16 protein-coding genes are annotated in these 20,983 nt (G+C 66.1%); 8 read left to right on the top strand and 8 right to left on the bottom strand.

Annotation, left to right across the window (positions count from 1 at the left end):
- Window positions 1-13 precede the first annotated feature (13 nt).
- The 4 genes from EXQ71_00775 to metH are packed head-to-tail and all read right to left on the bottom strand — an operon-like array spanning window position 14 to window position 5,996.
- Window positions 14-727: a nitroreductase family protein gene (locus EXQ71_00775; GenBank protein MSO86037.1), complete on the bottom strand. Its 714-nt coding sequence runs from the start codon at window positions 725-727 to the stop codon at window positions 14-16.
- Window positions 724-2,040: an MFS transporter gene (locus EXQ71_00770; GenBank protein MSO86036.1), complete on the bottom strand. Its 1,317-nt coding sequence runs from the start codon at window positions 2,038-2,040 to the stop codon at window positions 724-726. The genes EXQ71_00775 and EXQ71_00770 overlap by 4 nt, the downstream gene beginning before the upstream one ends.
- Entirely contained in the window at window positions 2,022-2,462 is a 441-nt protein-coding gene (locus tag EXQ71_00765; protein MSO86035.1) for a MarR family transcriptional regulator, read from the bottom strand. Before EXQ71_00765 ends, EXQ71_00770 begins: the two co-directional genes overlap by 19 nt.
- A gap of 51 nt (window positions 2,463-2,513) precedes the next feature.
- Window positions 2,514-5,996, bottom strand: a complete 3,483-nt coding sequence (gene metH, locus EXQ71_00760; GenBank protein MSO86034.1) for a methionine synthase — start codon at window positions 5,994-5,996, stop codon at window positions 2,514-2,516.
- Between metH and EXQ71_00755 the strand changes: the two genes are divergently transcribed.
- Genes EXQ71_00755 through EXQ71_00745 form a run of 3 tightly spaced genes read left to right on the top strand, consistent with a single transcriptional unit; the run spans window position 5,995 to window position 9,915 of the window.
- A complete protein-coding gene (locus EXQ71_00755; GenBank protein ID MSO86033.1) occupies window positions 5,995-7,860 on the top strand; it encodes a biotin carboxylase in 1,866 nt (621 codons plus the stop codon). The two genes, metH and EXQ71_00755, sit on opposite strands and share 2 nt — an antisense overlap.
- Entirely contained in the window at window positions 7,854-8,438 is a 585-nt protein-coding gene (locus tag EXQ71_00750; GenBank protein ID MSO86032.1) for a cob(I)yrinic acid a,c-diamide adenosyltransferase, read from the top strand. The genes EXQ71_00755 and EXQ71_00750 overlap by 7 nt, the downstream gene beginning before the upstream one ends.
- A gap of 19 nt (window positions 8,439-8,457) precedes the next feature.
- The gene (locus EXQ71_00745) at window positions 8,458-9,915 is read left to right on the top strand and encodes a leucyl aminopeptidase (protein MSO86031.1); all 1,458 of its coding nucleotides are present in this window, start codon (window positions 8,458-8,460) and stop codon (window positions 9,913-9,915) included.
- Window positions 9,916-9,922: 7 nt separating this feature from the next.
- On the opposite strand, the gene EXQ71_00740 is transcribed toward EXQ71_00745, so the two are convergent.
- Entirely contained in the window at window positions 9,923-10,558 is a 636-nt protein-coding gene (locus EXQ71_00740) for a hypothetical protein (protein ID MSO86030.1), read from the bottom strand.
- A gap of 78 nt (window positions 10,559-10,636) precedes the next feature.
- On the opposite strand from EXQ71_00740, the gene EXQ71_00735 reads away from it, so the two are divergent.
- A complete protein-coding gene (locus EXQ71_00735; GenBank protein MSO86029.1) occupies window positions 10,637-11,383 on the top strand; it encodes an NAD-dependent deacetylase in 747 nt (248 codons plus the stop codon).
- Between the two features lie 4 nt (window positions 11,384-11,387).
- Here the strand turns inward: EXQ71_00735 and EXQ71_00730 are convergent, their stop codons facing one another.
- Both EXQ71_00730 and EXQ71_00725 read right to left on the bottom strand, forming a co-directional pair.
- A complete protein-coding gene (locus EXQ71_00730) occupies window positions 11,388-12,788 on the bottom strand; it encodes a class I SAM-dependent methyltransferase (GenBank protein ID MSO86028.1) in 1,401 nt (466 codons plus the stop codon).
- A gap of 5 nt (window positions 12,789-12,793) precedes the next feature.
- Window positions 12,794-12,982 carry a hypothetical protein gene (locus EXQ71_00725; GenBank protein ID MSO86027.1) on the bottom strand — a complete coding sequence of 63 codons (189 nt, stop codon included), beginning with the start codon at window positions 12,980-12,982 and terminating at the stop codon, window positions 12,794-12,796.
- 100 nt (window positions 12,983-13,082) lie between these two features.
- On the opposite strand from EXQ71_00725, the gene EXQ71_00720 reads away from it, so the two are divergent.
- The 3 genes from EXQ71_00720 to EXQ71_00710 all read left to right on the top strand — a co-directional run bounded on the left by EXQ71_00720 (window position 13,083) and on the right by EXQ71_00710 (window position 17,416).
- Window positions 13,083-15,167 carry a hypothetical protein gene (locus EXQ71_00720; GenBank protein MSO86026.1) on the top strand — a complete coding sequence of 695 codons (2,085 nt, stop codon included), beginning with the start codon at window positions 13,083-13,085 and terminating at the stop codon, window positions 15,165-15,167.
- A gap of 88 nt (window positions 15,168-15,255) precedes the next feature.
- Window positions 15,256-16,437, top strand: a complete 1,182-nt coding sequence (gene moeB / locus EXQ71_00715; GenBank protein MSO86025.1) for a molybdopterin-synthase adenylyltransferase MoeB — start codon at window positions 15,256-15,258, stop codon at window positions 16,435-16,437.
- Window positions 16,391-17,416: a flippase-like domain-containing protein gene (locus tag EXQ71_00710; GenBank protein MSO86024.1), complete on the top strand. Its 1,026-nt coding sequence runs from the start codon at window positions 16,391-16,393 to the stop codon at window positions 17,414-17,416. The genes moeB and EXQ71_00710 overlap by 47 nt, the downstream gene beginning before the upstream one ends.
- Here EXQ71_00710 and EXQ71_00705 read toward each other — a convergent pair.
- Complete coding sequence (locus EXQ71_00705) at window positions 17,402-18,778, bottom strand: hypothetical protein (GenBank protein ID MSO86023.1); 1,377 nt, start codon at window positions 18,776-18,778, stop codon at window positions 17,402-17,404. The genes EXQ71_00710 and EXQ71_00705 overlap by 15 nt on opposite strands.
- Before the next feature lie 111 nt (window positions 18,779-18,889).
- Here EXQ71_00705 and EXQ71_00700 point away from each other — a divergent pair, with 111 nt between their 5' ends.
- Window positions 18,890-20,968, top strand: coding sequence for a hypothetical protein (locus EXQ71_00700; GenBank protein MSO86022.1), 2,079 nt, complete (start codon window positions 18,890-18,892; stop codon window positions 20,966-20,968).
- Window positions 20,969-20,983 lie beyond the last annotated feature (15 nt).

Here is a 20,983-nt window from a genome sequence, read left to right as displayed (position 1 = left end):
TCTTGGCGAAGTGCTAGCGGGGCGGAGTGTCAGGGCGGGGGCCGGCGGTGGTGTGGCGGGTGCCGTCGGGGTCGCGCGCCCAGGCGGCTGGGCCTTCCCAGCGGTCGTCGTACACCAATTCCCCGATGGGGCGACGGCGCACGGGACCGTGGTGCCCGGCGGGTCGACCCAACGCCAGGGTGGCGGAGATGCCCACGGTGTCGGGAAGGCCGAGCAGAGGCCGCAGGGCGGGCTCGGCGAGGGCGTGCCAGGTGGTCATCACCCCGCCGTACCCGAGGGCTCGGGCCGCCAGGAGGAGGTTCTGACAGGCCGGGTAGATGCTGGCTCCTTCGGTGGGTCCGGGGTCGCGGTCCCGCTTGATGCACGCCAGCACCACCACCGGTGTGGCTTCGAAGTGGTCCACGAAGTGCTGCATCGTTTCGGCCATGCGGGCCTTGGGCGAGGTGGCATCGGTGCCACTGCCGGTGCCGTACGCATCGGCGGCGCGCTTGTCGGCCCACATCGCCCGGAAGGTCCGCCCGAGGAGTGCCCGGGCATCGATGGCCACCGGCCCATCCCGGAGCACGATGAAGCGGAAGGGCTGGCGGTTCGACCCCGATGGAGCCCGGGTGGCGTGCCACAGGATCTGGTTCAGGTCGGTATCGGGGATGGGCTCGTCGCGGAACCGTCGGATCGCTCGCGTGGTGGCTAGGCCCTCGAGCAGCGGAATCGGGAGGTCGGCCGTCATGATTTCACCGGTTGGGGGGCTACCGCGGGGGTGATGAGGCCCTGGCCCTCGCCGGGCGAACGCGTCGCGTGGTGTTCGCCCGCTCGGCGGGCCTTCCGCACGGCCAGTGCCCCGTAGAGGGCCGCCCCCAATCCGGCGAAGCCGCCCACCGCCAGCCCGTAGCGGGCGCCGTAGCGCTGGGAGATGAACCCGAGGATCGGGCCTCCGATGGGGGTGCTCCCAAGGAATACCAGGGACTGCAGGGCGAGGATGCGACCGCGCATCATCGGGTCGGCCCGGAGTTGCACGATGGCGGTAGAGGTGGTCATGAAGGAGATGCTGGCAAAGCCCATGACCGCGCCAATGGCGAAGGCGATGGGCTGGTTGGGGGCGAGGGCCAGGGCTAGGAGGGCGGCGCCGAAGCTCGCCGCCGCCAACGTCACGCTGTCGATGGAGATGTGGGTCCGACGAGCTGAGTAGAGCGCTCCGGCGAGGGAGCCGATACTCGTCACCGACATCAGAAGCGAGAAGGTGATGGCCGCGCCGCCGAGGTTGCGCACCGCAAACAGGGGTAGGACGGTCTGGAAGTTGAAGGCCAGCGTGCCGATCACGGCCAGCATGATGATGGGAACCCGTAGTTCCGTGATGCGCCACGCGTGGAGTAGGCCGGCCCGCACCTGTCCCCGACCACGCGGGGTCACCGGAGCGGGGCGCACCTGGCGGGAATCGATCATGGCGAGACTGGTGAGCACGGCGATGTAACTGAGGCCGTCGACTATGAACGCCCATCCGAATCCAACGGTGGCCACCAGCAGACCCCCCAACGCTGGTCCGATGATGCGGGAGCCGGTCATCATGGCGGTATTGAGGCTCACGGCATTGGGGATGTGGCTGGTGGGAACCATCTCCACGACGTAGGACCGACGGGCGGGGTTGTCGAAGGCGGTGGCGAGGCCACCGAAACTGGCGATGAGATAGATGGCCCAGATCGGGGGATGGGCCTGGAAGGCGAGGGCGGCCAGGGCGAAGGATTGCACCATGGCGAGCGACTGCACCACTAGGAGCAGTTTTCGTTTGTCGCTTCGGTCGGCCACCAGGCCGGCGAACGCTCCGAAGACCAGTACCGGGCCGAATTGAGCGGCGGCGAGGAGCCCGAGGGCAATCCCGCTGTTGGTGAGTTTGAGCACCAACAGGGTCTGGGCGATAAGGGTGAGCCAGTTCCCCACTTGCGAGATCGACTGACCTACGAAGAACAAGCGGAAGTTGCGGACGCCGAGTGATCTGAAGGTCTGGCGGGAAGCGACGTTCAGGCTCGTCATCGGGGTTCTTCGCATAAGCGATCGAGCACATCGAGCGCGGCGGCGAGGCGGGATCGCTCGGTGGGGTCGAGGGCTTCAAGGCGTTGGGTCAGCCAGGTGGTCTTCCGGCGACGCGTCTCAGCGATGAGGGCATCGCCGGATTTGGTGGTGCTCACTCGATGAATCCGTCGGTCGGTGCCGTCGGTGGTGCGCTCGAGGAGACCAGCGGCTTCGAGTTTCGCCACGCACTTGGTGATGGTTGGGGGAGCGACCCGTTCGTAGTCGGCCAACGCCCCCAGGGTGAGGGGCCCGTTGTTGTGGACGGCCGCCAGGGCGGAGAGTTGGCTGGGCGTGAGCCCGCCGCCGCCTTCTTGGCGCAGTCGGCGGGCCAGGCGCGTGGCGCTGAGGCGCAGGCGAGCCGCGATTTCCACGTCGGTTGGGGCGGGGGAGCCGGGCATACCCCAAGTCTAACAGATAGTTATCCTAACTAACTACTCCGGGCGGTGGGGCTAGCGGGCCACGAAGTACTTGGCCTGTGGGTGATGACAGATCAAGGCACTGGTGGTCTGCTCGGGCTGATACTGGAACCCGGTGTCCTCGCTGCACTCGAGGCCGATGCGCGGGCCGCCGAGGAGGTCCGAGATGGTGACGTTGTCTTCGAGGTCTGGGCAGGCCGGATAGCCACTGGAGTAGCGGCCGCCGCGGTACTGCTGGCGAAACAGGCCCGCCACCGCCGGGCCGTCCTGGTCCACAAAGCCCCACTCCGTGCGGATGCGCTGGTGCCAGAGTTCGGCGAGCGCCTCGGCCATTTCCACACCCAAGCCGTGCAGCAGCAGGTATTCCTGGTAGCGATCCTCCTGAAACAGCACGGCGGCGGCCTCACTGACGGCGGGTCCCATCGTCACGATGTGGAACGCCGCGTAGTCCACCGTGGGCCCGTCGGCGGGCCGGAAGAAATCAGCGATACAGAGGAACTTGTCCTTCTGCTGACGAGGGAAGTGGAAGCGGGCTTGCTCGGCCGTGCGGGTTTCGTCGGACCAGATCACGAGGTCGTCGCCGTCGCCGTTCGCCGGGAAATAGCCGTAGACCAGCTGTGGGGTGAGGATGCCCGCCGCCTTGGCCTTGGCTAGTTCCTCCCTGAGCATCGGCCGGATGCGGTCCTTGAAGGCGGTGTCATTCTCCCCCTTGGTGGGGCGAAACTGCCACTGATTGCGAAACAGGGCGGTTTCGTTGATGAAGCCAGCGATCTCGTCGAGGGAGATGCCCTTCACCACTTCACTGCCGAGGAACGGCGGCACGAAGACTTCGTTATCGGTGGCCACCTCGGGGGAGCGGGCGGGAACCTCAACCGGGTTGGCGTCGCTAGACCCCGGTTTGGCGAAGCGGCCTTTCAACTCGATGGTGGAGTCGGTGGGGATGCGACCCCAGTCGGGGTCGTCGGGAGTGTCGCCGCGTTTGGTGGCGCCGATGCGGTCCATCACGTGCAGGCCCTCAAAGGCGTCCTTGCCGTAGAAGAGCCGACCGTCGTAGACCTCGCGCAGGTCGCGCTCGACATACACCCGGGTGAGGGCGGCGCCGCCGAGGAGCACCGGAATGTCGGCCAAGCCGCGGCTGTTCAACTCCTCCAGGTTCTCCCGCATGATGAGAGTGCTTTTCACCAGTAGTCCGCTCATGCCGATGGCGTCGGCTTTGACCTCCACTGCCTTGTCCACCATTTCGGTCACGTTCACCTTGATGCCGAGGTTGTGCACCTCGTAGCCGTTGTTGGTGAGGATGATGTCCACCAGGTTCTTGCCGATGTCATGCACATCGCCCTTCACCGTGGCGAGCACGATGCGGCCCTTAGTGGACTCGCCGTCCACCTTGTCCATCATCGGCTCGAGGTAGGCCACCGCCGCCTTCATGGTTTCGGCCGATTGCAGCACGAACGGTAATTGCATCTCCCCTTTGCCAAAGAGGTCGCCGACGGTCTTCATGCCCTCGAGGAGGATGTCGTTGATGATGGCGAGCGGTGGGTGGCCTTGCTCAAGAGCCAAATCGAGATGGGCGGTCAGGCCATCGCGGTCGCCGTCGATGATGCGGGTGGCCAGCAACTTTTCGATGGGCCAGTCGGAGCGGTCCTCTTTTTCAACCGTCGAGGCGGTGACCCCGTCAAACATGGCCAACAGCACCTGGAGCGGGTCGTAGTCGTCGGTGCGGCGGTCGTAGATCACATCAAGGCACACCTGCTTTTGCTCATCGGGGATACGAGCGAGCGGCATGATGCGGGCGGCGTGCACGATGGCGGAATCGAGGCCTGCTTGGGCGGCCTCGTGCAGGTAGACGGAGTTGAGGGCGTGGCGGGCGGGTGGGTTGAGGCCAAAGGAGATGTTGGACAGACCGAGGGTGGTGTGCACCCCGGGCAGGTGCGCTTTGATGAGGCGGATGCCCTCCAGGGTGGAGGCGCCGTCGCCGCGGCTTTCCTCCATGCCCGTCCCGAGGGTGAGGGCCAACGGATCGAAGAACAAGTCGCCGGGCTCGAGGCCGTAGCGATGTACGGCGATGTCGTGAATGGCGGTGGCGGCCTTGAGTTTCCATTCGGGGGTGCGGGCTTGGCCCTCCTCGTCGATGCATGTGCACACCACGGCGGCGCCGTACTCGCGAGCGAGAGACAGGAAGCGATCAAGGCGAGTGCCGGGGGCGTCGCCGTCTTCCAGGTTCACCGAGTTCAGAATGGCGCGTCCGCCAATCCACTGGAGAGCCGTTTCGATCACCTGGGGTTCGGTGGAGTCGATCATGATCGGGACGGTGGCCTGCGTGGCGAAACGGGACGCGATCTCATCCATGTCGGCGGAGCCATCTCGGCCCACGTAATCCACGCACAGATCGAGGACGTGAGCACCTTCTTTTTCCTGCTCCCGGGCCATGGCCACGCACATGTCCCAGTCGCCCGCCAGCATCGCCTCCCGGAACTTCTTGGAGCCGTTGGCGTTAGTGCGTTCGCCGATGGAGAGGTAGGTGAGTTGTTGCTCGAAGGGGGTGAACGAGTAGATGGAGGTGGCGCCATCTTCGTGTTCGAACGTGCGGGTGGTCGGGGTGAGGTCCTTCACGGCCTCGACCACCGCGGCAATGTGTTCGACGGTGGTTCCGCAGCACCCGCCCACGATGCCCACCCCAAAGTCGGTCACGAAGCGACGCTGGAAGTCGGCCAGTTGGGTGGGGGTGAGGTCGTAGTGCATTTTGCCGTTGAGTACCGACGGCAGACCGGCGTTGGGGAGACAGGCGATCGGAACGCGCGAGTGTTGGTTGAGATAGCGAAGGTGCTCGCTCATCTCAGCGGGGCCGGTGGCGCAGTTGATGCCAATCGCATCGGGCCGCATGGCGTCGAGGGCGGCGAGGGCGGCGCCGATTTCGGTGCCGGGAAGCATGGTGCCGGTGAGTTCCATGGTGACCTGCACCTGGATAGGAACGTCGCGGCCCTCCGCCGCCATGGCCCGGCGGCAGCCGATCATGGCGGCTTTCGCCCCGAGGAGGTCGAACTGGGTTTCCACGAGGAAGACGTCGACGCCCCCCTCGAGGAGGCCGCGGGCCTGCACCTCGTAGGCATCGCGCAGTTCGGCGAATCGGATCTGGCCGAGCGACGCGAACTTGGTGCCGGGGCCGATTGAGCCGGCCACCAGCCCGTCGTACCCGTCGGCCACTTCGCGGGCGATCCGGGCGGCGGTGACGTTGAGCTCGTGGCTGCGCTCTCCGATCCCGTATTCGCCGAGGGGGATGGCGAAGGAGCCAAAACTGGCGGTCTCCACCACATCCACGCCGATCCGGAAGAACTCTTCGTGCATCCCGGCGATCACATCGGGCCGGGTGGCTACGAGCAGTTCGTTGCAGCCCTCGAAGTGTTCCCCTCCGAAGTCGTCGGGGCCGAGTTCGAGGGTCTGCACGTAGGTGCCGAAAGCGCCGTCGTAGACGACCACCTTCTCCCGGAGTAACTCGAGGTAGGTCGTGGTGCCCATGAGGCCAGAGGTTACCGGTGCTCTCCCTCACACCTCGCACCCAAACCGTGCCGGGGAGTGGGGTTGGGCTAGAACGGCGGGGATGATTGAGTTGCGCGCACCGCTGGCGGGGACCGTGGTGAGGGTAGCGGCGGTGGGTGAGGCGGTGCCGGCGGGCCGAGCGGTGGTCGTGTTGGAGTCGATGAAGATGGAATACCCGGTGGAGGCCAGCGTCGGCGGTGTGGTGATGCGCCTGTGGGTGGCGCCCGGCGATGGGGTGGCGGTGGGGGACCGGTTGGCCGTACTCGAGCCAACTGACGTACCGGCGGTGGCCGAGGTGGAGTTGGGGAGAACGCGTGACGACCTCGCCGAGGTGCGAGCCCGTCATGCCATCGGGCTCGACGGGGCCCGGCCGGATGCGGTGGAGCGGCGGCGCCGCACCGGGCAGCGCACCGCCCGGGAGAATGTGGAGGATCTCCTCGATGCGGGCAGTTTCGTGGAGTACGGCCCCCTGGCTATCGCCGCCCAGCGCCGCCGCCGACCGCTGGAGGACCTCATCGAGCGCACCCCCGCCGATGGTCTGGTGGGGGGTATGGGCACCGTGGCGGGTCACCCGGTGGTGGCGATGTCGTACGACTACACCGTCCTCGCCGGTACGCAGGGCCTGCAGAATCACCGCAAGAAGGACCGCCTGTTCGATGTGGCCGAGCGTCAACAACTTCCCGTGGTGTTCTTTGCCGAGGGCGGCGGCGGCCGCCCCGGCGACACCGACGGCACCGGCGTATCCGGTCTCGATTGCATGGCCTTTCTGTTCTTCGGCCAACTTTCAGGGCTCGTGCCGTTGGTGGGCATCACCAGTGGCCGCTGCTTCGCCGGCAACGCGGCCATCCTTGGCTGTTGCGACGTGATCATCGCCACCGACGGCTCCAATATCGGCATGGGCGGTCCGGCCATGATTGAAGGCGGTGGCCTCGGCGTGTTTCCCCCGGAGGCCATCGGCCCGATGGCGGTGCAGGTCCCTAACGGCGTGGTCGACATTGCCGTACCCGACGAGGCCGCCGCCGTGGTGGCCGCCCGGCAGTACCTCTCCTATTTTCAGGGCAGCACCGAAGACTGGACGGCTCCGGACCCTGCGCTGGCCCGCACCGTGATCCCGGAGAATCGGTTGGCGGTGTACGACGTACGCGCCGCGGTGGCCTCGATCGTTGATGTGGACTCGGTGCTCGAACTGCGCTCCGCCTTCGGTGCCGGCATGGTTACCGCGCTGGCCCGCGTCGAGGGTTCTCCACTCGGGATCGTGGCCAACAATCCCCTCCACCGGGCCGGCGCCATCGACGCCGACGGGGCCGATAAGGCCGCTCGCTTTTTGCAACTCTGCGATGCCTTTGACCTGCCCGTGCTGTTTCTGTGCGATACGCCGGGGATCATGGTGGGCCCGGAGGCAGAGGCCACGGCACTCGTGCGCCACGTGAGCCGACTTTTCGTCACCGGGGCCAACATCACCGTGCCGACGGGCACCATCATCCTGCGCAAGGGCTATGGGCTCGGGGCGCAGGCGATGGCGGGCGGCAGTTTCAAGGCCCCCCTGTTTTGCATCGCGTGGCCCACTGGCGAGTTCGGGGGGATGGGTCTCGAAGGTGCTGTGCGTCTTGGGTACCGCCAGGAACTTGAGGCCATCACCGACCCCGCCGAGCGAAAGCGCACGTACGAGGAGATGGTCGACCGCATGTATGTTCACGGCCGGGCGGTGAACACGGCCAGCCACTTTGAGATCGATGACGTGGTGGATCCGGCCGACTCTCGACGCTGGATCGCCACCACCTTCGCCGCCGCCCCGACGGTGATCCGGACGGGCAAGAAGCGGCCCAACATTGATACCTGGTGATTCGGGGACGCGGCGAGACGCCGGTAGGGTTGTCGTCCGTGACAAAGATCTGGACAGGCAAGGGAGACGATGGCACCACCGGACTGCTCTATGGCGGTCGTGATCTCAAGTCGTCTCCTCGGTTCGAGGCCCTCGGTCACCTGGATGAAGCGCAGGCGGCTATCGGGATGGCTCGCGCCGAGACGGCCGCTCAGGGCGAGCTGAACGGGTTCCTCGTGGCGGTTGAGCGAGATCTGTGGGTCCTTATGGCGGAGATGGCGACCGATACCGCCAACCACCCGAAACTCACCGAGGGCACCTCGAAGGTCTCAGCCGCCATGGTGACCGCCATCGAGGTGATCATCGACAACGTGAGCGAGCGCTTCGTGCTTCCCGCCGAGTTCGTGGTGCCCGGCCAGGACCGAACCTCGGCGTTGCTGGACCTTGCTCGCGCGGTGGTGCGGCGGGCGGAACGAGCCTCGGTGGGGGTAGTGGAGGATGGCTCCCAGATCATCCCGTACCTGAATCGTCTTTCCTCCCTTTTGTGGACCTTCGCTCGCTGGGTAGAAGGCGTGCCACTTCTCGCCCGAGAAACCTGATCCTCGAAGGATCCCCACCATGCCGCTGACCATCACGCTTGCTCGCAGTATCCCGGCCGGGCTCGAGGCGCATGCCGTGGCCATGTTCGAGGGCCAAAGCAGCGGGGGCGGGGTGGACTGGGTCTCCCTCGAGGCCCAGCGTTTCCATGGCCGACGGGGCGAGGTGCGGGTCCTGTCGGACTCGGCTGGGCACGTCACTTTTGTGGTGGGGGTCGGTCCGGCGGCCATGGTGGATGCCAATGTCGTTCGTCATGCCTGTGGCGGTCTGGCTCGGGCGGCGCGGCGGTACAGCACGTTGTCGGTGGATTTCTCGGGGTGTGTGCGGGATGAATTGAGCCCCGCTCGGGTGGCCCAGGCCATCGCCGAGGGCCTTGTGCTGGGCGGCTACCGCTTCTTGACCTACAAGGCCGACCCCACCCCCACGGTACTGGAGCGGGTGACCATCCTGGGTGGTGGCGGTCAGCGGGTGCAGGCGGCGATCGATCGCGGGGTGGTGATCGCCGAGGCGGTGAACCGCACCCGGGACTTGGTGAATGAACCCGGGGGCACGCTGACGCCGATCGAATTTGCCAAGCGGGCCGTGAAGGAAGGTCAGCGGGCCGGGTTCACCGTGACCGTGTGGGATGAGAAGGAGATCCGCCAGCAACGCCTCGGTGGCCTGCTCGGGATCAGCCGCGGTTCCTTCCAGGCGCCGCGCTTTCTGCAGTTGTCCTATGAACCCGCCAAACCGCGCAGCACCGTCGCCCTCGTGGGTAAGGGAGTCACCTTCGACTCCGGTGGCTTGTCGCTCAAGTCCTCGGAGGGGATGGTCGGCATGAAGGAAGACATGGCGGGCGCCGCCGCCGTGCTCGGGGCCATGAGTGCGATCGCCACCCTCGGGGCCAAGGTGCGAGTGCTGGGATTCCTTCCGTTGACCGACAATATGACCGGTGGCGATGCCACTCGGGTGGGCGATGTGCTCACGATTCGCAACGGGACCACCGTGGAGGTGCTCAACACCGATGCCGAAGGTCGGTTGCTGCTGGCCGATGCGCTGTCGCTGGCTTCGGAGCACGAGCCTGATGCCATCGTGGATCTCGCCACGTTGACCGGCGCCTGCATGGTGGGGCTGGGCGAACGCATCGCCGGTCTGATGAGCAATCACGCCGGATGGTCAGCGCAGGTGTGCTCGGCCGCCGAGCGGGCGGGGGAGTGGGTGTGGCCCCTGCCTCTGCCGCCGTATCTGAAGGGCAAACTTCGCAGCGACATCGCTGATCTGAAGAACATCACCGGCCTGCGCTACGGCGGCACCCTGGCGGCGGGAGTGTTCCTGGAGCACTTCGTGGCGGGCGACATCCCCTGGGTTCACCTCGATATCGCCGGTCCGGCCGATGCTCCCGAAGTTGACGGTGAGATCGTGAAGGGGGGCACCGGATTCGGAGTGCGCACCCTGGTGGAGATGATCGACGGTTTCGTGAAGCCGAAGCCGATCGCCTGAACCGACCTCAGGCGGCGGTTGGGGGCCGGTCACCGGCGGTGAGTCGTTGCGTCACCCCACCGTGCGCGACGGCCCAGGCCACCGCCTCATGGGCCATGGCCGGGTGCACGGCGCGACCGTGGAGCAAGCGCTCGGCGGTGGCAACGTCCTCGCCGTCAGCGAGTAGTGATAGCGCCAGGCCGCGAGCGTGTTCTCGACGCTCATCGGGGGAGGGGTGGGCCCGCTCACTGGCCGTCCAGCGGTGATGCTCTTCGCGGAGATGTGGGGGAAGGCGATCGATTTGGTATTGCGTGAGGGGCGGGAGTTTTCGTCGCACCTGTAGTTCGGTGGTGCCCACCATGGCCACCACCCCGAAGCGGGCGCAGCGTTGCACTGTGCGCACGAAGGGGGAGTTCTGGCCGGAGCGGGTGCCGAGGCCGAGTTCGGTGGCGATGAGGGCCAGATCGAGGTCGAAGCCTTCGGGGGCGGCCTCGAGTGCGTCCACCAAGCGTCGCAGCAACCAGGTGGCACTAGGGCCGAGGATGCCGAGCCAGAAGCGTTCCACATACGCGGAGCGAGCGTCGTGGCCGATCTGGTCGATGACGGCATCGGGCAGGGGCCGCACCGCCAGGGTGGTGATGGGGAAGGTGGGTAGGGCTGGCATGAAGTCTCCTCAAATTTCTAGCAGTTTCATGGAGTTTCATGCATTTTCACGCCAGCGTCAACGGGTAGTCTGGGGTGCGTGGCTGATCAGGCGGTGGTGCGGGAATGGGTGGCGAACGCCCAGCGGATCGCGGTGCTCACCGGTGCCGGGATCAGCACCGATAGTGGGATTGCTGATTACCGCGGTCCTCAAGGGGTCTGGACGAAAAACCCCGAGGCCGAGAAGAAATCGGACATTTCCCAGTACGTGGCCGACGCCGACCTGCGCAAGGCGGCGTGGCGGCGGCGGGCCCAGATCACCGGCCCGGCTCCACAACCCAATGCCGGGCATCGCGCCCTGGTGGATTTTGAGAGGAGCGGTCGCCTCTTGGCGTTGGTCACCCAAAATGTGGACGGACTGCACCTGGCGGCGGGATCTGATCCGGCCCTGGTGGTGGAGGTGCACGGCACGACCCGCTCGGTGGCGTGCCTCACCTGTGGGGAGCGGGGGCCGATGGACTCGACCCTCGCCCGGGTGCGGGCCGGAGAGCAGGACCCGGCCTGCGGTAGATGTGGAGGGATCCTGAAGGCCGCCACCATCAGTTTTGGGCAAGCGCTCGTGCCGGCCGATCTGGAGCGGGCGGACAACGCCGCCCGCCGCTGCGACATGCTGCTGGCCGTTGGCACCACATTGGGGGTCTTCCCGGTGGCCAACATGGTGCCGACGGCGGCGGCGGCGGGGGCTCAGGTGGTGATCCTCAACGAGAGCCCCACCGCCATGGACGAGCGCGCCGATGCTGTGCTGCGAGGATCGATCAGCGACGTGCTGCCGGCCCTGCTGTCCTGAGCCGCTAGCTCGGGTGGCAGAGGTAGAGCGTGCGGGTGCCCGAGGGCAGGGTGACCTGCTCCACCACGCGGAAACGTTGCCGCAGGGCGACTTCCCACTGGGGCTGGTCGTACTGGTCGAAGAGGCCGTCGCGCTTGCGGTTGAGGAGACGGGCGGCCATCGGATCGTTGCGGTGGGGCATCTCCACCACGATCGGCGCCTGGAAGTCGGCGAGGAAGGCCACGATCTCAGGAAAGGGCACCGTGTTGGTAAGGGCCAGGTGGTGGATGACCGCCAGGCACAGCACCAGATCGGGCCGCACCCGCTCCAGGAAGGAGGGCCGCTCCCGTGAGCGCCACCCGAGGGCGGGGGAGGGATCGGCGAGGTCGACCACCAACGGGAGGATCCGCGACTCGCCGTCCTGTCGCAACTGCCGGTAGAGATGGTCCACGGTGAGGTGATCGCCGTCGACCGCGACGGCGAGACCCGCTCCCGCATCGAGCGCCACGCGGGAGAACCGGCCGTCGTTGGCACCGAGATCAAGCACCGTGGGGGTCGTCAACGACCGAGTGGCGCGCGCCACGAAGTCGGCTTTCGCGTCGAGATCGTCATCGGTGTAGTGGCTGCGGTCGCTGTATTCCGACCATGCGGACGCCGCTGCAGTCCACTCGAGGCGTCGCACCGAGCGTTGCAGGTTGGCGAGCTGCGCGTCGATGAGCTTGGGCCCGAAGCCCGCTCGTTGCAGCTCGCGGCCCACATCATGGTCCTTGTCGCTATTGGCGAAGCGGGATTCGGCCCGGGCGTGCAGTCGGACGTGAGTGAAGAGGTCCTTGCGGAATCGGCGGCGCTTTCCGATTGCGGCCGCGGCCTGGGTGGGGGAGATGCCGTTGATCGCCCCGCGCAGCCAGGGCTGGAACGGGATTTCCGCTTCGGCTTGGAGGATCAGCGGGTTCAGGAATAGTGCACAGAACTGCCGGTAGCCCGGCCACGGTTGCCCGGAGACCAAACGCTCAAAGGACCCGAGGTCGATGAACACCGGTTGGCTGCCGTCGAACTGCACGTTGTACGAGGTGGCGTCCTTGGTGAGGATGCCTTCGGCCAGTGCTTCTCGGGCCAGATCGAGTTGCAGCAGGGCGGCGTCTTGGAGCATTGAGAAGGACCACTCGTAGGGATAGCTGATCACCGGGAGCCGCCGGTGGCGCAGCGCGGCAACCCAACCCTCGTCCACCGGTGCATCCTCGACCGCAACCGCGGTGGTGGCGATCAGGCGACCATCGGCCTGGGCGTTGCGGTAGGTGGCGGTGGCGGCGAAGGCCTGAAAATCGGTCCAGGCCTGGGTATTCAGGCCGCGCCACACCGCCTGGTCGTCGAGGTACACGCGTGATGTGGGATCCCGAAACGAACCGGGATCGGCGAAGGGGGACACCGGACTCAGTCTGGCTGCTCGCCCATGAGGTCTTCGAAGCTGGCTTCGGCTTGGTCACGATGCTTCTTGGAAAAAATCCCGAGGAAGCGGTGGCCGTACATTCGGAGAAGCACGGCAATACCGGCGGCACCACCGGCCAAGGCCGTTAGGATCATGGATCCGGTGTTGGCGTCTAAGTAACTAAACATGGCCAAACCTTAGTCGCTTCGTTCATCCAGTGGTTGCTTTTGGGTGATCTGGTGGTGCTGGTGCGTTCACTTGCAGGGGCGGTAGAGTCCGCAAGTGAACACACCAGTGACCGATCCGTATCGGGGATGGGCATCGGTCTGGGGGCAGGTGGCGGCGCTGTCGGGAGTGGCGAGTCTCGCTATCACCCAGCCCGTGCTTGATCTGATGGGTCAAAATCCGGAGTTCTTCATCGCCGGTCGCTACACCCCCGCCCAGGTCGTGGAGTTCGCCTTGGTAGTGGCGGTGGCACCTTCGCTGGTGGTGGTGGCGGTCTTTGGAGTGGCGCGGTGGTGTGGGACGCGAGTGGGCAACTGGACCCACGCGGTGCTGCTGGGCGGACTCGGTGGACTTTTCGGCAATGTGCTCGTGCGCGGGCTCGGGATGGACCGCAGAGTGGTGGCGATGCTCGCCACGGTGTTGGGGGTGGCGGCCACGGTGGTACTGGCCCGGGCCAAGGGGGGCCGCATGCTCCTGGGGTACCTGGCGATGGCCAACGTTTTGTTCCTGTTTGGTTTTCTGGTGATGAGCCCTACCAGTGATCTGCTGAGCGACGAATCCAACCCGGAGGCGCTGGGCAAGGTGTCGGTGCCAACCCCGTCGGGGCCAGTGGTGTTCATCGTCTTTGACGAGTTGCCGATGTCCACCTTGATGCGGTCCGACGGCACAATCAACGAGGCGCGCTATCCCGCCTTCGCCCGGTTGGCGAAAGCCTCCACCTGGTATCGAAACGCCAGCAGCGTGAGCCCGGCCACCGAGAGGGCCGTTCCGGCGATCATGACGGGCGTGATCCCGGGGGGCCGTGTGATGCCCAGTTATCAGGACCTCCCCCGCAACATCCTGGCGCTCATGAGCGCCGGTATGCCGGTGGAGCGCTACGAAGCCGTCACTAATATGTGTCCTCCCGAGGCCTGCGAGGCCCGACCGGGACAGTCGCTTCGTCAGGCGCTGTCCGACGCCGCGGTTGTATTCCAGCACCGGGTACTGCCCGCGCATCTGCGTCAGCACCTGCCGCCTATCAACGATGCCTGGGGGACCTTCGGGAAGGGAATCAGCGTGGCTTCGGTGGGTGGCGCCACTCCTGATGATGGGTTCGGCCAGTCCGATCCGCTCGCCCGCTACCGTGCGTTTGCCGCATCCGAACGAGAACCCGGGACCCAGGCGGCTCGTCTGGTGGAACAGGGGCTGGCGGTGGACTCCACCCCCGGATTTTATTTCGTGCATGTGGTGCTGCCCCACTCGCCATGGTTCTCCACCCCCTGGGGTACTCGCGTCATGCCTCCGACACCGTCCTGGGTTGAGGATGCGACCCTGCCGGGCTTCAACAGCAGCGTGCAACTGCGCTACCAGCGCCACTCCCTCCAGGTAGGAGCGACCGATGTGGCCCTCGGGGACGTAATCGACCATCTGGAGGCGTCGGGGGTGTGGGACGACGCAACCGTCATCGTGACCGCCGACCATGGCACGAGCCTGCTGGGACCCGATCTAGGTCGTGCGGTAACCGGCAATAATGCCGACGAGATCTTCCGGGTGCCGATGTTCATCAAGACACCCGGACAGGCCGGTGCCGTGGTGAATGACGAGGTGGCCATGACCATCGACCTGTTGCCCACCCTGATCGACCTCCTGGGCATCAAGACCGACTGGGTCATGGACGGTCACTCGCTGGTGGATGGCAGCCAGCGCCGCGCCACGCCGACGGTGAGCGAAGAACTGGCACCGCTCCTGGACCTCGTGCGCCGCCATGAGGCGGACTTTCCCCACGGCGACGACTGGATCGCCCTGGCGGCGGTGGGGGAGCCGGGCCCGCTGGTGGGCACCGCGCTGGCCGACCTTGAGGTGGGAGAGAGGGCGGCGCTGAGTTGGGCGGCCATCAACGAGGCTTCGTTCGCCTCATTGCCGGACGAAGCGGGGCAGATGCCGCAGTTGATCGTAGGGAACATCACCGGATCGGGCGAGGACCCACCGCCCAACGTGGTTTTGGTGGCCAATGGCACGGTCGCGGGGGTCGCTGGTGGCTATCGGCGTCAGGATGACGACAGTTGGTCCTTCTACTCGATGCTGGGCCCGTATCTGCGCGAGGGGGCGAATCAGATCGATGCCTACGAGGTGACCACGGTGGCGGGCCGCTCCGTGTTGCACCCGCTGCGGTGAGGGCGGGAATGAGGGGCCTGGTTCAATTGTTGACCTCTTCAGTAGGCTTTCCCCGTCTACTTGAGATTCCCCCCGAGGACTGATTCCGATGCCTAGTTTCCGTGAACTTCTGGCCACCACCAAGACCGAGATTCGCGAAGTCGACACCGCCGAGACCGAGGCGGCGCGAGCCCGGGACGACGTCGTGATCCTCGACGTGCGTGAGCCCGAGGAACACGAGCAAGGGGCGATCCCCGGGGCGCTCCACATCGCTCGCGGCACCCTGGAGAGTTCGATCGAGAGCCGCATCCCGAACAAGTCAACGCCGGTCATTATCCACTGCGCCTCGGGAGCGCGCTCTGCCTTCGCCGCCAAGACGCTCGCCGAACTGGGCTACACCGACGTTGCCTCCATGGCGGGTGGATTCAACAAGTGGAAAGACGAGAGCCGCGACTGGGCCGCCCCCCGGAGCCTCAACGCCGATCAGCGCAACCGCTATCAGCGCCACCTGCTGCTCCCCGAGGTCGATGTGGTCGGCCAGCAAACCCTCCTCGACTCCCGGGTGCTCTTGTTGGGGGCCGGTGGTTTGGGCTCGCCCGCGGCGCTCTATCTGGCGGCCGCCGGGGTGGGGACCATCGGCATCATCGACATGGATGTCGTTGACGCATCGAATCTGCAGCGCCAGATCCTCCACAACATGGAGCGCATTGGCGACCGCAAGGTGGACTCCGCCCGCAAAACCCTGACGCTGCTCAACCCCGATGTCGACGTCGTCTCCTTCGATGTGCGCCTCGGTGCGGACAACGTGATGGACATCCTCCCGGGTTGGGACATCATCGTGGATGGCACCGACAACTTCCCCACCCGCTTTTTGGTGAACGACGCCTCCGTGAAACTCGGCATTCCCGTTGTCCACGGTTCGATTTTCCGGTTCGAGGGCATGGTCACCGTGTTTGATCCGCAGCACGGACCCACCTACCGCGACATGGTGCCGGAGCCACCTCCCGCCGAAATGGCGCCGAGTTGTGCCGAGGCGGGGGTGCTGGGCGTGCTGCCGGGGATCATCGGCTCGATCCAGGCCATCGAGACCATCAAGTTGCTCCTCGAACTGGGAGATCCCTTGGTGGGCCGCCTGCTGGCCTATGACAGCCTCGAGCAGTCTTTCCGGGAGTACAAGATTCGGCCGGACCCGACCAACGAGATCACCTACGCGAACCGGGACCGCATTGTGGTGGCCGCACTCGATGGCCTGTGCCTACCCCATCCGCTCCAGGCTCCTGCGGCTCGCTGAGGAGCGTCCGGCGCGCCGGGCGCGCCAGCGGCGAAGATGGCATCGCGTGACCACCCCTGCTCCTTTTCCTCAACGCACCCCGGCGCGGCGGGCCTCGACCATCCTCGGGGTGGTGCTCGCGCTGGTGGCGGGAGGATTCGTGGCCCACACGGTGGTGCGGGATCGACGCCAACTCGGCGATACGCTATCGGGGGCATCGCCGGGATGGATGGCCGTTGCGGTCGTGCTCGCGGTGGTGGGGATGACCGCCATCGCCATCCCGTGGCGCTACGCCATTCGGAGCGTCGGCGAGGACCTGCCGCTATCCCAGGTGATCGCCCGCTACTACGTGGGCGAGATCGGTAAGTACGTGCCGGGTGGGGTGTGGTCGATTTTGGGTCGCGCCGAACTGGCCACCCGCTGGGGGATCCCTCGTCCGGCCGCTTACGGAAGCGTGTTGTTGTCGCTCATCACCTTGTACCTGGCGGCGATGACCATGGTGGTGATGGCCCTACCCGCGTTGTGGGGCAGCGAGGATGCTGCGGCACTGGTCGTGGTGGCCTTGCTCCCAGTGGGCCTCGGCGCGTTGCACCCGGCGGTCCTGCAGCGAACGCAGGCCCTGGTGGAGCGCGTCATCCGCCACCCGGTGGATTTTGTCATCCCGGCGTGGGGTAGATCGGTGTCCCTGGTGTTTCGCTACGTGCCGGCCTGGGTGGCGATTGGCGGGGCCACCTGGGCGGTGGCGCGGGCCCTCGATCCGCAAGCGCCGTTGCTGCAGGTGGCGGCGGCGGCGGTACTGTCGTGGGTGGTTGGCTTCGTACTGGTGCCGGTGCCCGGAGGTCTCGGGGTACGGGAAGCGGTATTCGTGGCGGCGGCGGGATCGCTTGACCCGGGGGTGGCCGCCGCGGTGGCGTTGGCCGCACGACTGGTGTTCGTACTGGTGGATGCGGTGGGTGCCGTGATCGGTTCGCTGGCGTTACGGCGCTCAGCCGTGCACTGAAGACATTGTGGGGGAGGTCGATCCCGCAGTGGACCACCACAGCGGGTCGCCGGCGACGGTCGAGGGGTTGAACCACACGATGTCGTCGGCCTGGTTGCCGTCGAAGTCCCCGCTGGCGGGGAGGTAGTACCCGCCGACGTTGCGTTGGCTCGAAGTAAACGTGCTGCGGGTGGCGCCGGCGAACCAGAGAAAGTCGGCGGCTTCTCCCGGGGCGTACCAGTAGATGTCGTCGCCGAAGCGGCCATCGATGTTGGCGGTAAAGGGCGTGTAGAGGCCGTTCACGACGCTGGCGGTGTTTTTGTACTGCCCCCGGGCGCCGGTGGAGTACCAGATCCAGTCGCTAGCGGAGCCGGGGGCGTACCAGAAGAGATCGTCGCCGGCGGTGTTGTCGAGGTTTCCGATGATGGGTCGGTACATGCCGTTGATGGGGGTGGCTACCGAAGTAAAGGTGTCGTTGCGGTTGCCGTACCAGTAGTAGTCGGCGCCCGATCCGGGGGAATACCACAGGAGGTCATCCACGCCATCACCGTCGTAGTCGCCCACCAGCGGGACGTAGGTGCCGGCGATGGTCATCGACTTGGACGTCCAGGAGGTGCCGTTCCAACTCCAGAGGTAGTCCGAGGGGGCGCCGGGTGCGTACCAGAGGATGTCGGTGCGCCCATCGCCGTCGAAGTCGCCGGCGGCGGGGCGGTACTGCCCGGCTATCGAGACAGTTGCCTGGCGGAGGGTTTTGTTGGCGTTGCCAAACCACAACTCGTCGATGCTCGAACCGGGGCCGTAGGCCAAGAGGTCCTCGCGACCGTCGCCGTTGAAGTCGCCACTGAGCGGGGTGCGTACGCCCGGGGTCACGAGGCCGGTGGAGCCGGCGATGGCCGGACCCCGCAGAAAGCGGAACGTCACCCAGATTTTGGCACCGTTGGTCGCGACACCGATGCCGAGCCGGTTGTAATCCCCCACGATGTTATGCAGATGGCCCGGTGAGCCCATGAAGGCATCGTGGAGTTGTTGCACGTCGTAGCCCACCCCGACGTTCTCGGCGGCGGCCTGCCAGGAGGGTTCCACCGCGGCGATGTCGGCGGCGAGACCGGGATCGTGCATCAGGGTGCCGGTGCTGTTCATGCGGGAGGACCAGTCGCGCGAGGTGGCCGCTAGTTTCGTGTCGATCACGAGAGTCGGGAGGCCACGCTTTACCCGCTCTTGGTTGAGTTTGGTGGCGAAGGTGGCTTCGGCCTCGCCGGCGCTGGTGGTCACCGCCGTCGTCGCCGCACCGGCGGAGGGGATCACCGCAGGGGAGACGGTGGAGATGAGCAGACACAGGAGCACGGCCGAGGCGGCGCGGAGGGAGTTGCGTCGGAGAATCATCCTCTAGTTCATCGGTCGCCAAACCCTGATACTTGAGATAATGCGCCAGTGCCGAGACACGCAAGGAGGACCACGGTAGGATCCAATCTCCGCTAACGCCTTCTCTCCCTCATGCCTGCGCTGTTCCTCCGACTCGCGGCCTGCGCCGCCCTTCTCCTTGTGCTCGTCGGATCCGGCGCGTCGGCCCAAGCATCGCCCGGCGTCGCCTCCACCACCGCGGTTCCGCTCCCTACGGCTACCGCCACCACCCGTTACGTCGGCGTTGGGCCATTCCAGGCCGTTCTTGAGGCCGCCGCCGCCACCGCTCGTAGTTGCACCATCAGCGACAAGGGTTTGGCCGCCCTGGTGTGGGCGCCGGTGTTCAAGGAGTCCTCCGCCGCCACCACTGTGGCGTCGGCCCCGGCGCCGATGACGCTGTCGCGTTATGACGAATGGTCCGGCGTGTTCGACACCAACAGTTCCGCCAACGCCAACTATGGCCTCTACGCCTTTCGAAACCCCTACACGTCGTATGTGCGGGCGTACTGGCACCCGGGGATTGGGATCTGGCAGTACGACTCGGCCGGGTTGGGGGCACCGTTCACAGCCGTCGAGGCGATGGATGTTCGCGTGGTGGCCGCCGACGTAGCCCGGGTGATGGCGTCGCGTTACTGCAACCCTCCGACCTCCCTGGTGGGCCACGGGGCGCCGTTCTCGGATCAAGAACGTCGCTACGCGGCATGGGGCGACTGGGGCTTCCCGTGCACGCAGTGCCAGACCTACTTCGGCGAAATGACGGCATCGGTGCCGTATTTCGCCAATGTGAAAACGGTGCCGGGAATCGACGCGCTCGGAGGCACGGTCGCTCGTACGTGTTCGTTACCGGATGTGGTAGTGCCGGTGCCGTGTTGGTACGTGCAACCAGTGGTGGGGGTGATCCAGGGATCCACGGCGTGGGCCACCTACAAAATCGATGGCGGGGGAAACCCCACCGTGGCACCCGCTCCGCTGTCTGCGGCGTTCTATGTGGTTGATCGGGGGACGACCGAGGAGCGCCATTGGCTGCGCGCGGATACCGGGTATTCCATCGACATCAAGGCGAGCCGCACGATCGGGAAGAACGCTCGGCCCCGGTCCTCGCAGCCCGGATCCGGCTTGACCTGGTCGTCTTCTTCCGGGCTGTGTGATCTCACCACGGTTCGCGGGGCCTGTAGGCCCCTCACGCCACCGGGGCTTTCTTCCTCCTCTCCCACCATCGTGTCGGTGGCCCGCGCCATTGCCCTCGACGCTGATGGCGATCAGCGCGGTGACCTGTTGTTCTATGGTCCCGGCGGCGTGGCTGACACGTTGTTGTTGGGGCAGGGCTCGGGCACCTTCAGCACCCGGCCGGCGACGGTCAACTTGGTCTACGACTACATCATTGCTGGCGACGCAGACGGCGACGGCGACGACGAGGTGTTGTTCTACAACAGTGTCTCCGGCCTGACCTTCCTCTGGCGATCCAACGGGGACGGCACCTTCACTAGCGTGGGGGGGTTGGCTCCGGGCGTGGGGTTGATGCCGCTGTTCCTCGATCGTGATTGCGATGGCGCACAGGAACTGTTCTGGTATGGCACCGGTGCTTTGGCCGACAAGGTGTGGGACCTCTCGGGGGGCACCGTGGTGTCGTCGGCCGTTTTGGTGTCGGGCCGCTATCAACCCTTCGTCGGCGATTTTGACGGGAATGGTTGTGATGACATTTTTTTCTATGCTCCTGGCGGTGATCCCGATTTCCTCTGGCTGCACAAACTGGCCGGTGGCTACCTCTCCTTGCCCCGCTCAGTGTTCCTGACCTACGAGCCTGCCGTAGGCGACTTCGATGGCGATCGACGCGACGATGTGCTCTGGTACGGCCCCGGGGTGGCCCAGGACTACATGTGGTACGGGGGGCCCTTGGGGACGATGACCAGTTCTGGCCTTGTGGTCAATGGCCTCTACAACCCCGTGGTGGCGGATCTTTACGAGACCGGACGCGATGACGTGGTGTGGTATGCCCCCGGCCCTGCCGCCGATTTCTTATGGCGGTTCGCCAGTCGGGGAGTGTGGTCAAGCTCCGGCTTGGTGCTGCCCAGCCTGCAGGAAGCGGTGGTGGGCGGTTTCAGCACCGGGGGTGACGACGGTATCTTTTGGTACGGATTGGGCAATCTGCTGGATGCCGTCTGGTATCGGTGATCCGCTAGGATAGAG

The organism is Acidimicrobiia bacterium (assembly GCA_009694375.1).
Taxonomy (GTDB): domain Bacteria; phylum Actinomycetota; class Acidimicrobiia; order Acidimicrobiales; family VFJN01; genus VFJN01.
The sequence above is the reverse complement of the archived record's forward strand: the minus strand, read 5'-3'. Positions and strand labels throughout refer to the sequence as shown.

What these genes read in the sequence shown, in the direction of transcription:
- EXQ71_00705 (MSO86023.1), bottom strand. Translation starts at nt 18,778, where the DNA reads ATGATTCTCCGACGCAACTCCCTCCGCGCCGCCTCGGCCGTGCTCCTG.
- EXQ71_00770 (MSO86036.1), bottom strand. Translation starts at nt 2,040, where the DNA reads ATGCGAAGAACCCCGATGACGAGCCTGAACGTCGCTTCCCGCCAGACC.
- metH (MSO86034.1), bottom strand. Translation starts at nt 5,996, where the DNA reads ATGGGCACCACGACCTACCTCGAGTTACTCCGGGAGAAGGTGGTCGTC.
- EXQ71_00710 (MSO86024.1), top strand. Translation starts at nt 16,391, where the DNA reads ATGGCCTGTGCCTACCCCATCCGCTCCAGGCTCCTGCGGCTCGCTGAG.
- EXQ71_00755 (MSO86033.1), top strand. Translation starts at nt 5,995, where the DNA reads ATGAGGCCAGAGGTTACCGGTGCTCTCCCTCACACCTCGCACCCAAAC.
- EXQ71_00740 (MSO86030.1), bottom strand. Translation starts at nt 10,558, where the DNA reads ATGCCAGCCCTACCCACCTTCCCCATCACCACCCTGGCGGTGCGGCCC.
- EXQ71_00775 (MSO86037.1), bottom strand. Translation starts at nt 727, where the DNA reads ATGACGGCCGACCTCCCGATTCCGCTGCTCGAGGGCCTAGCCACCACG.
- EXQ71_00745 (MSO86031.1), top strand. Translation starts at nt 8,458, where the DNA reads ATGCCGCTGACCATCACGCTTGCTCGCAGTATCCCGGCCGGGCTCGAG.
- moeB (MSO86025.1), top strand. Translation starts at nt 15,256, where the DNA reads ATGCCTAGTTTCCGTGAACTTCTGGCCACCACCAAGACCGAGATTCGC.
- EXQ71_00765 (MSO86035.1), bottom strand. Translation starts at nt 2,462, where the DNA reads ATGCCCGGCTCCCCCGCCCCAACCGACGTGGAAATCGCGGCTCGCCTG.
- EXQ71_00700 (MSO86022.1), top strand. Translation starts at nt 18,890, where the DNA reads ATGCCTGCGCTGTTCCTCCGACTCGCGGCCTGCGCCGCCCTTCTCCTT.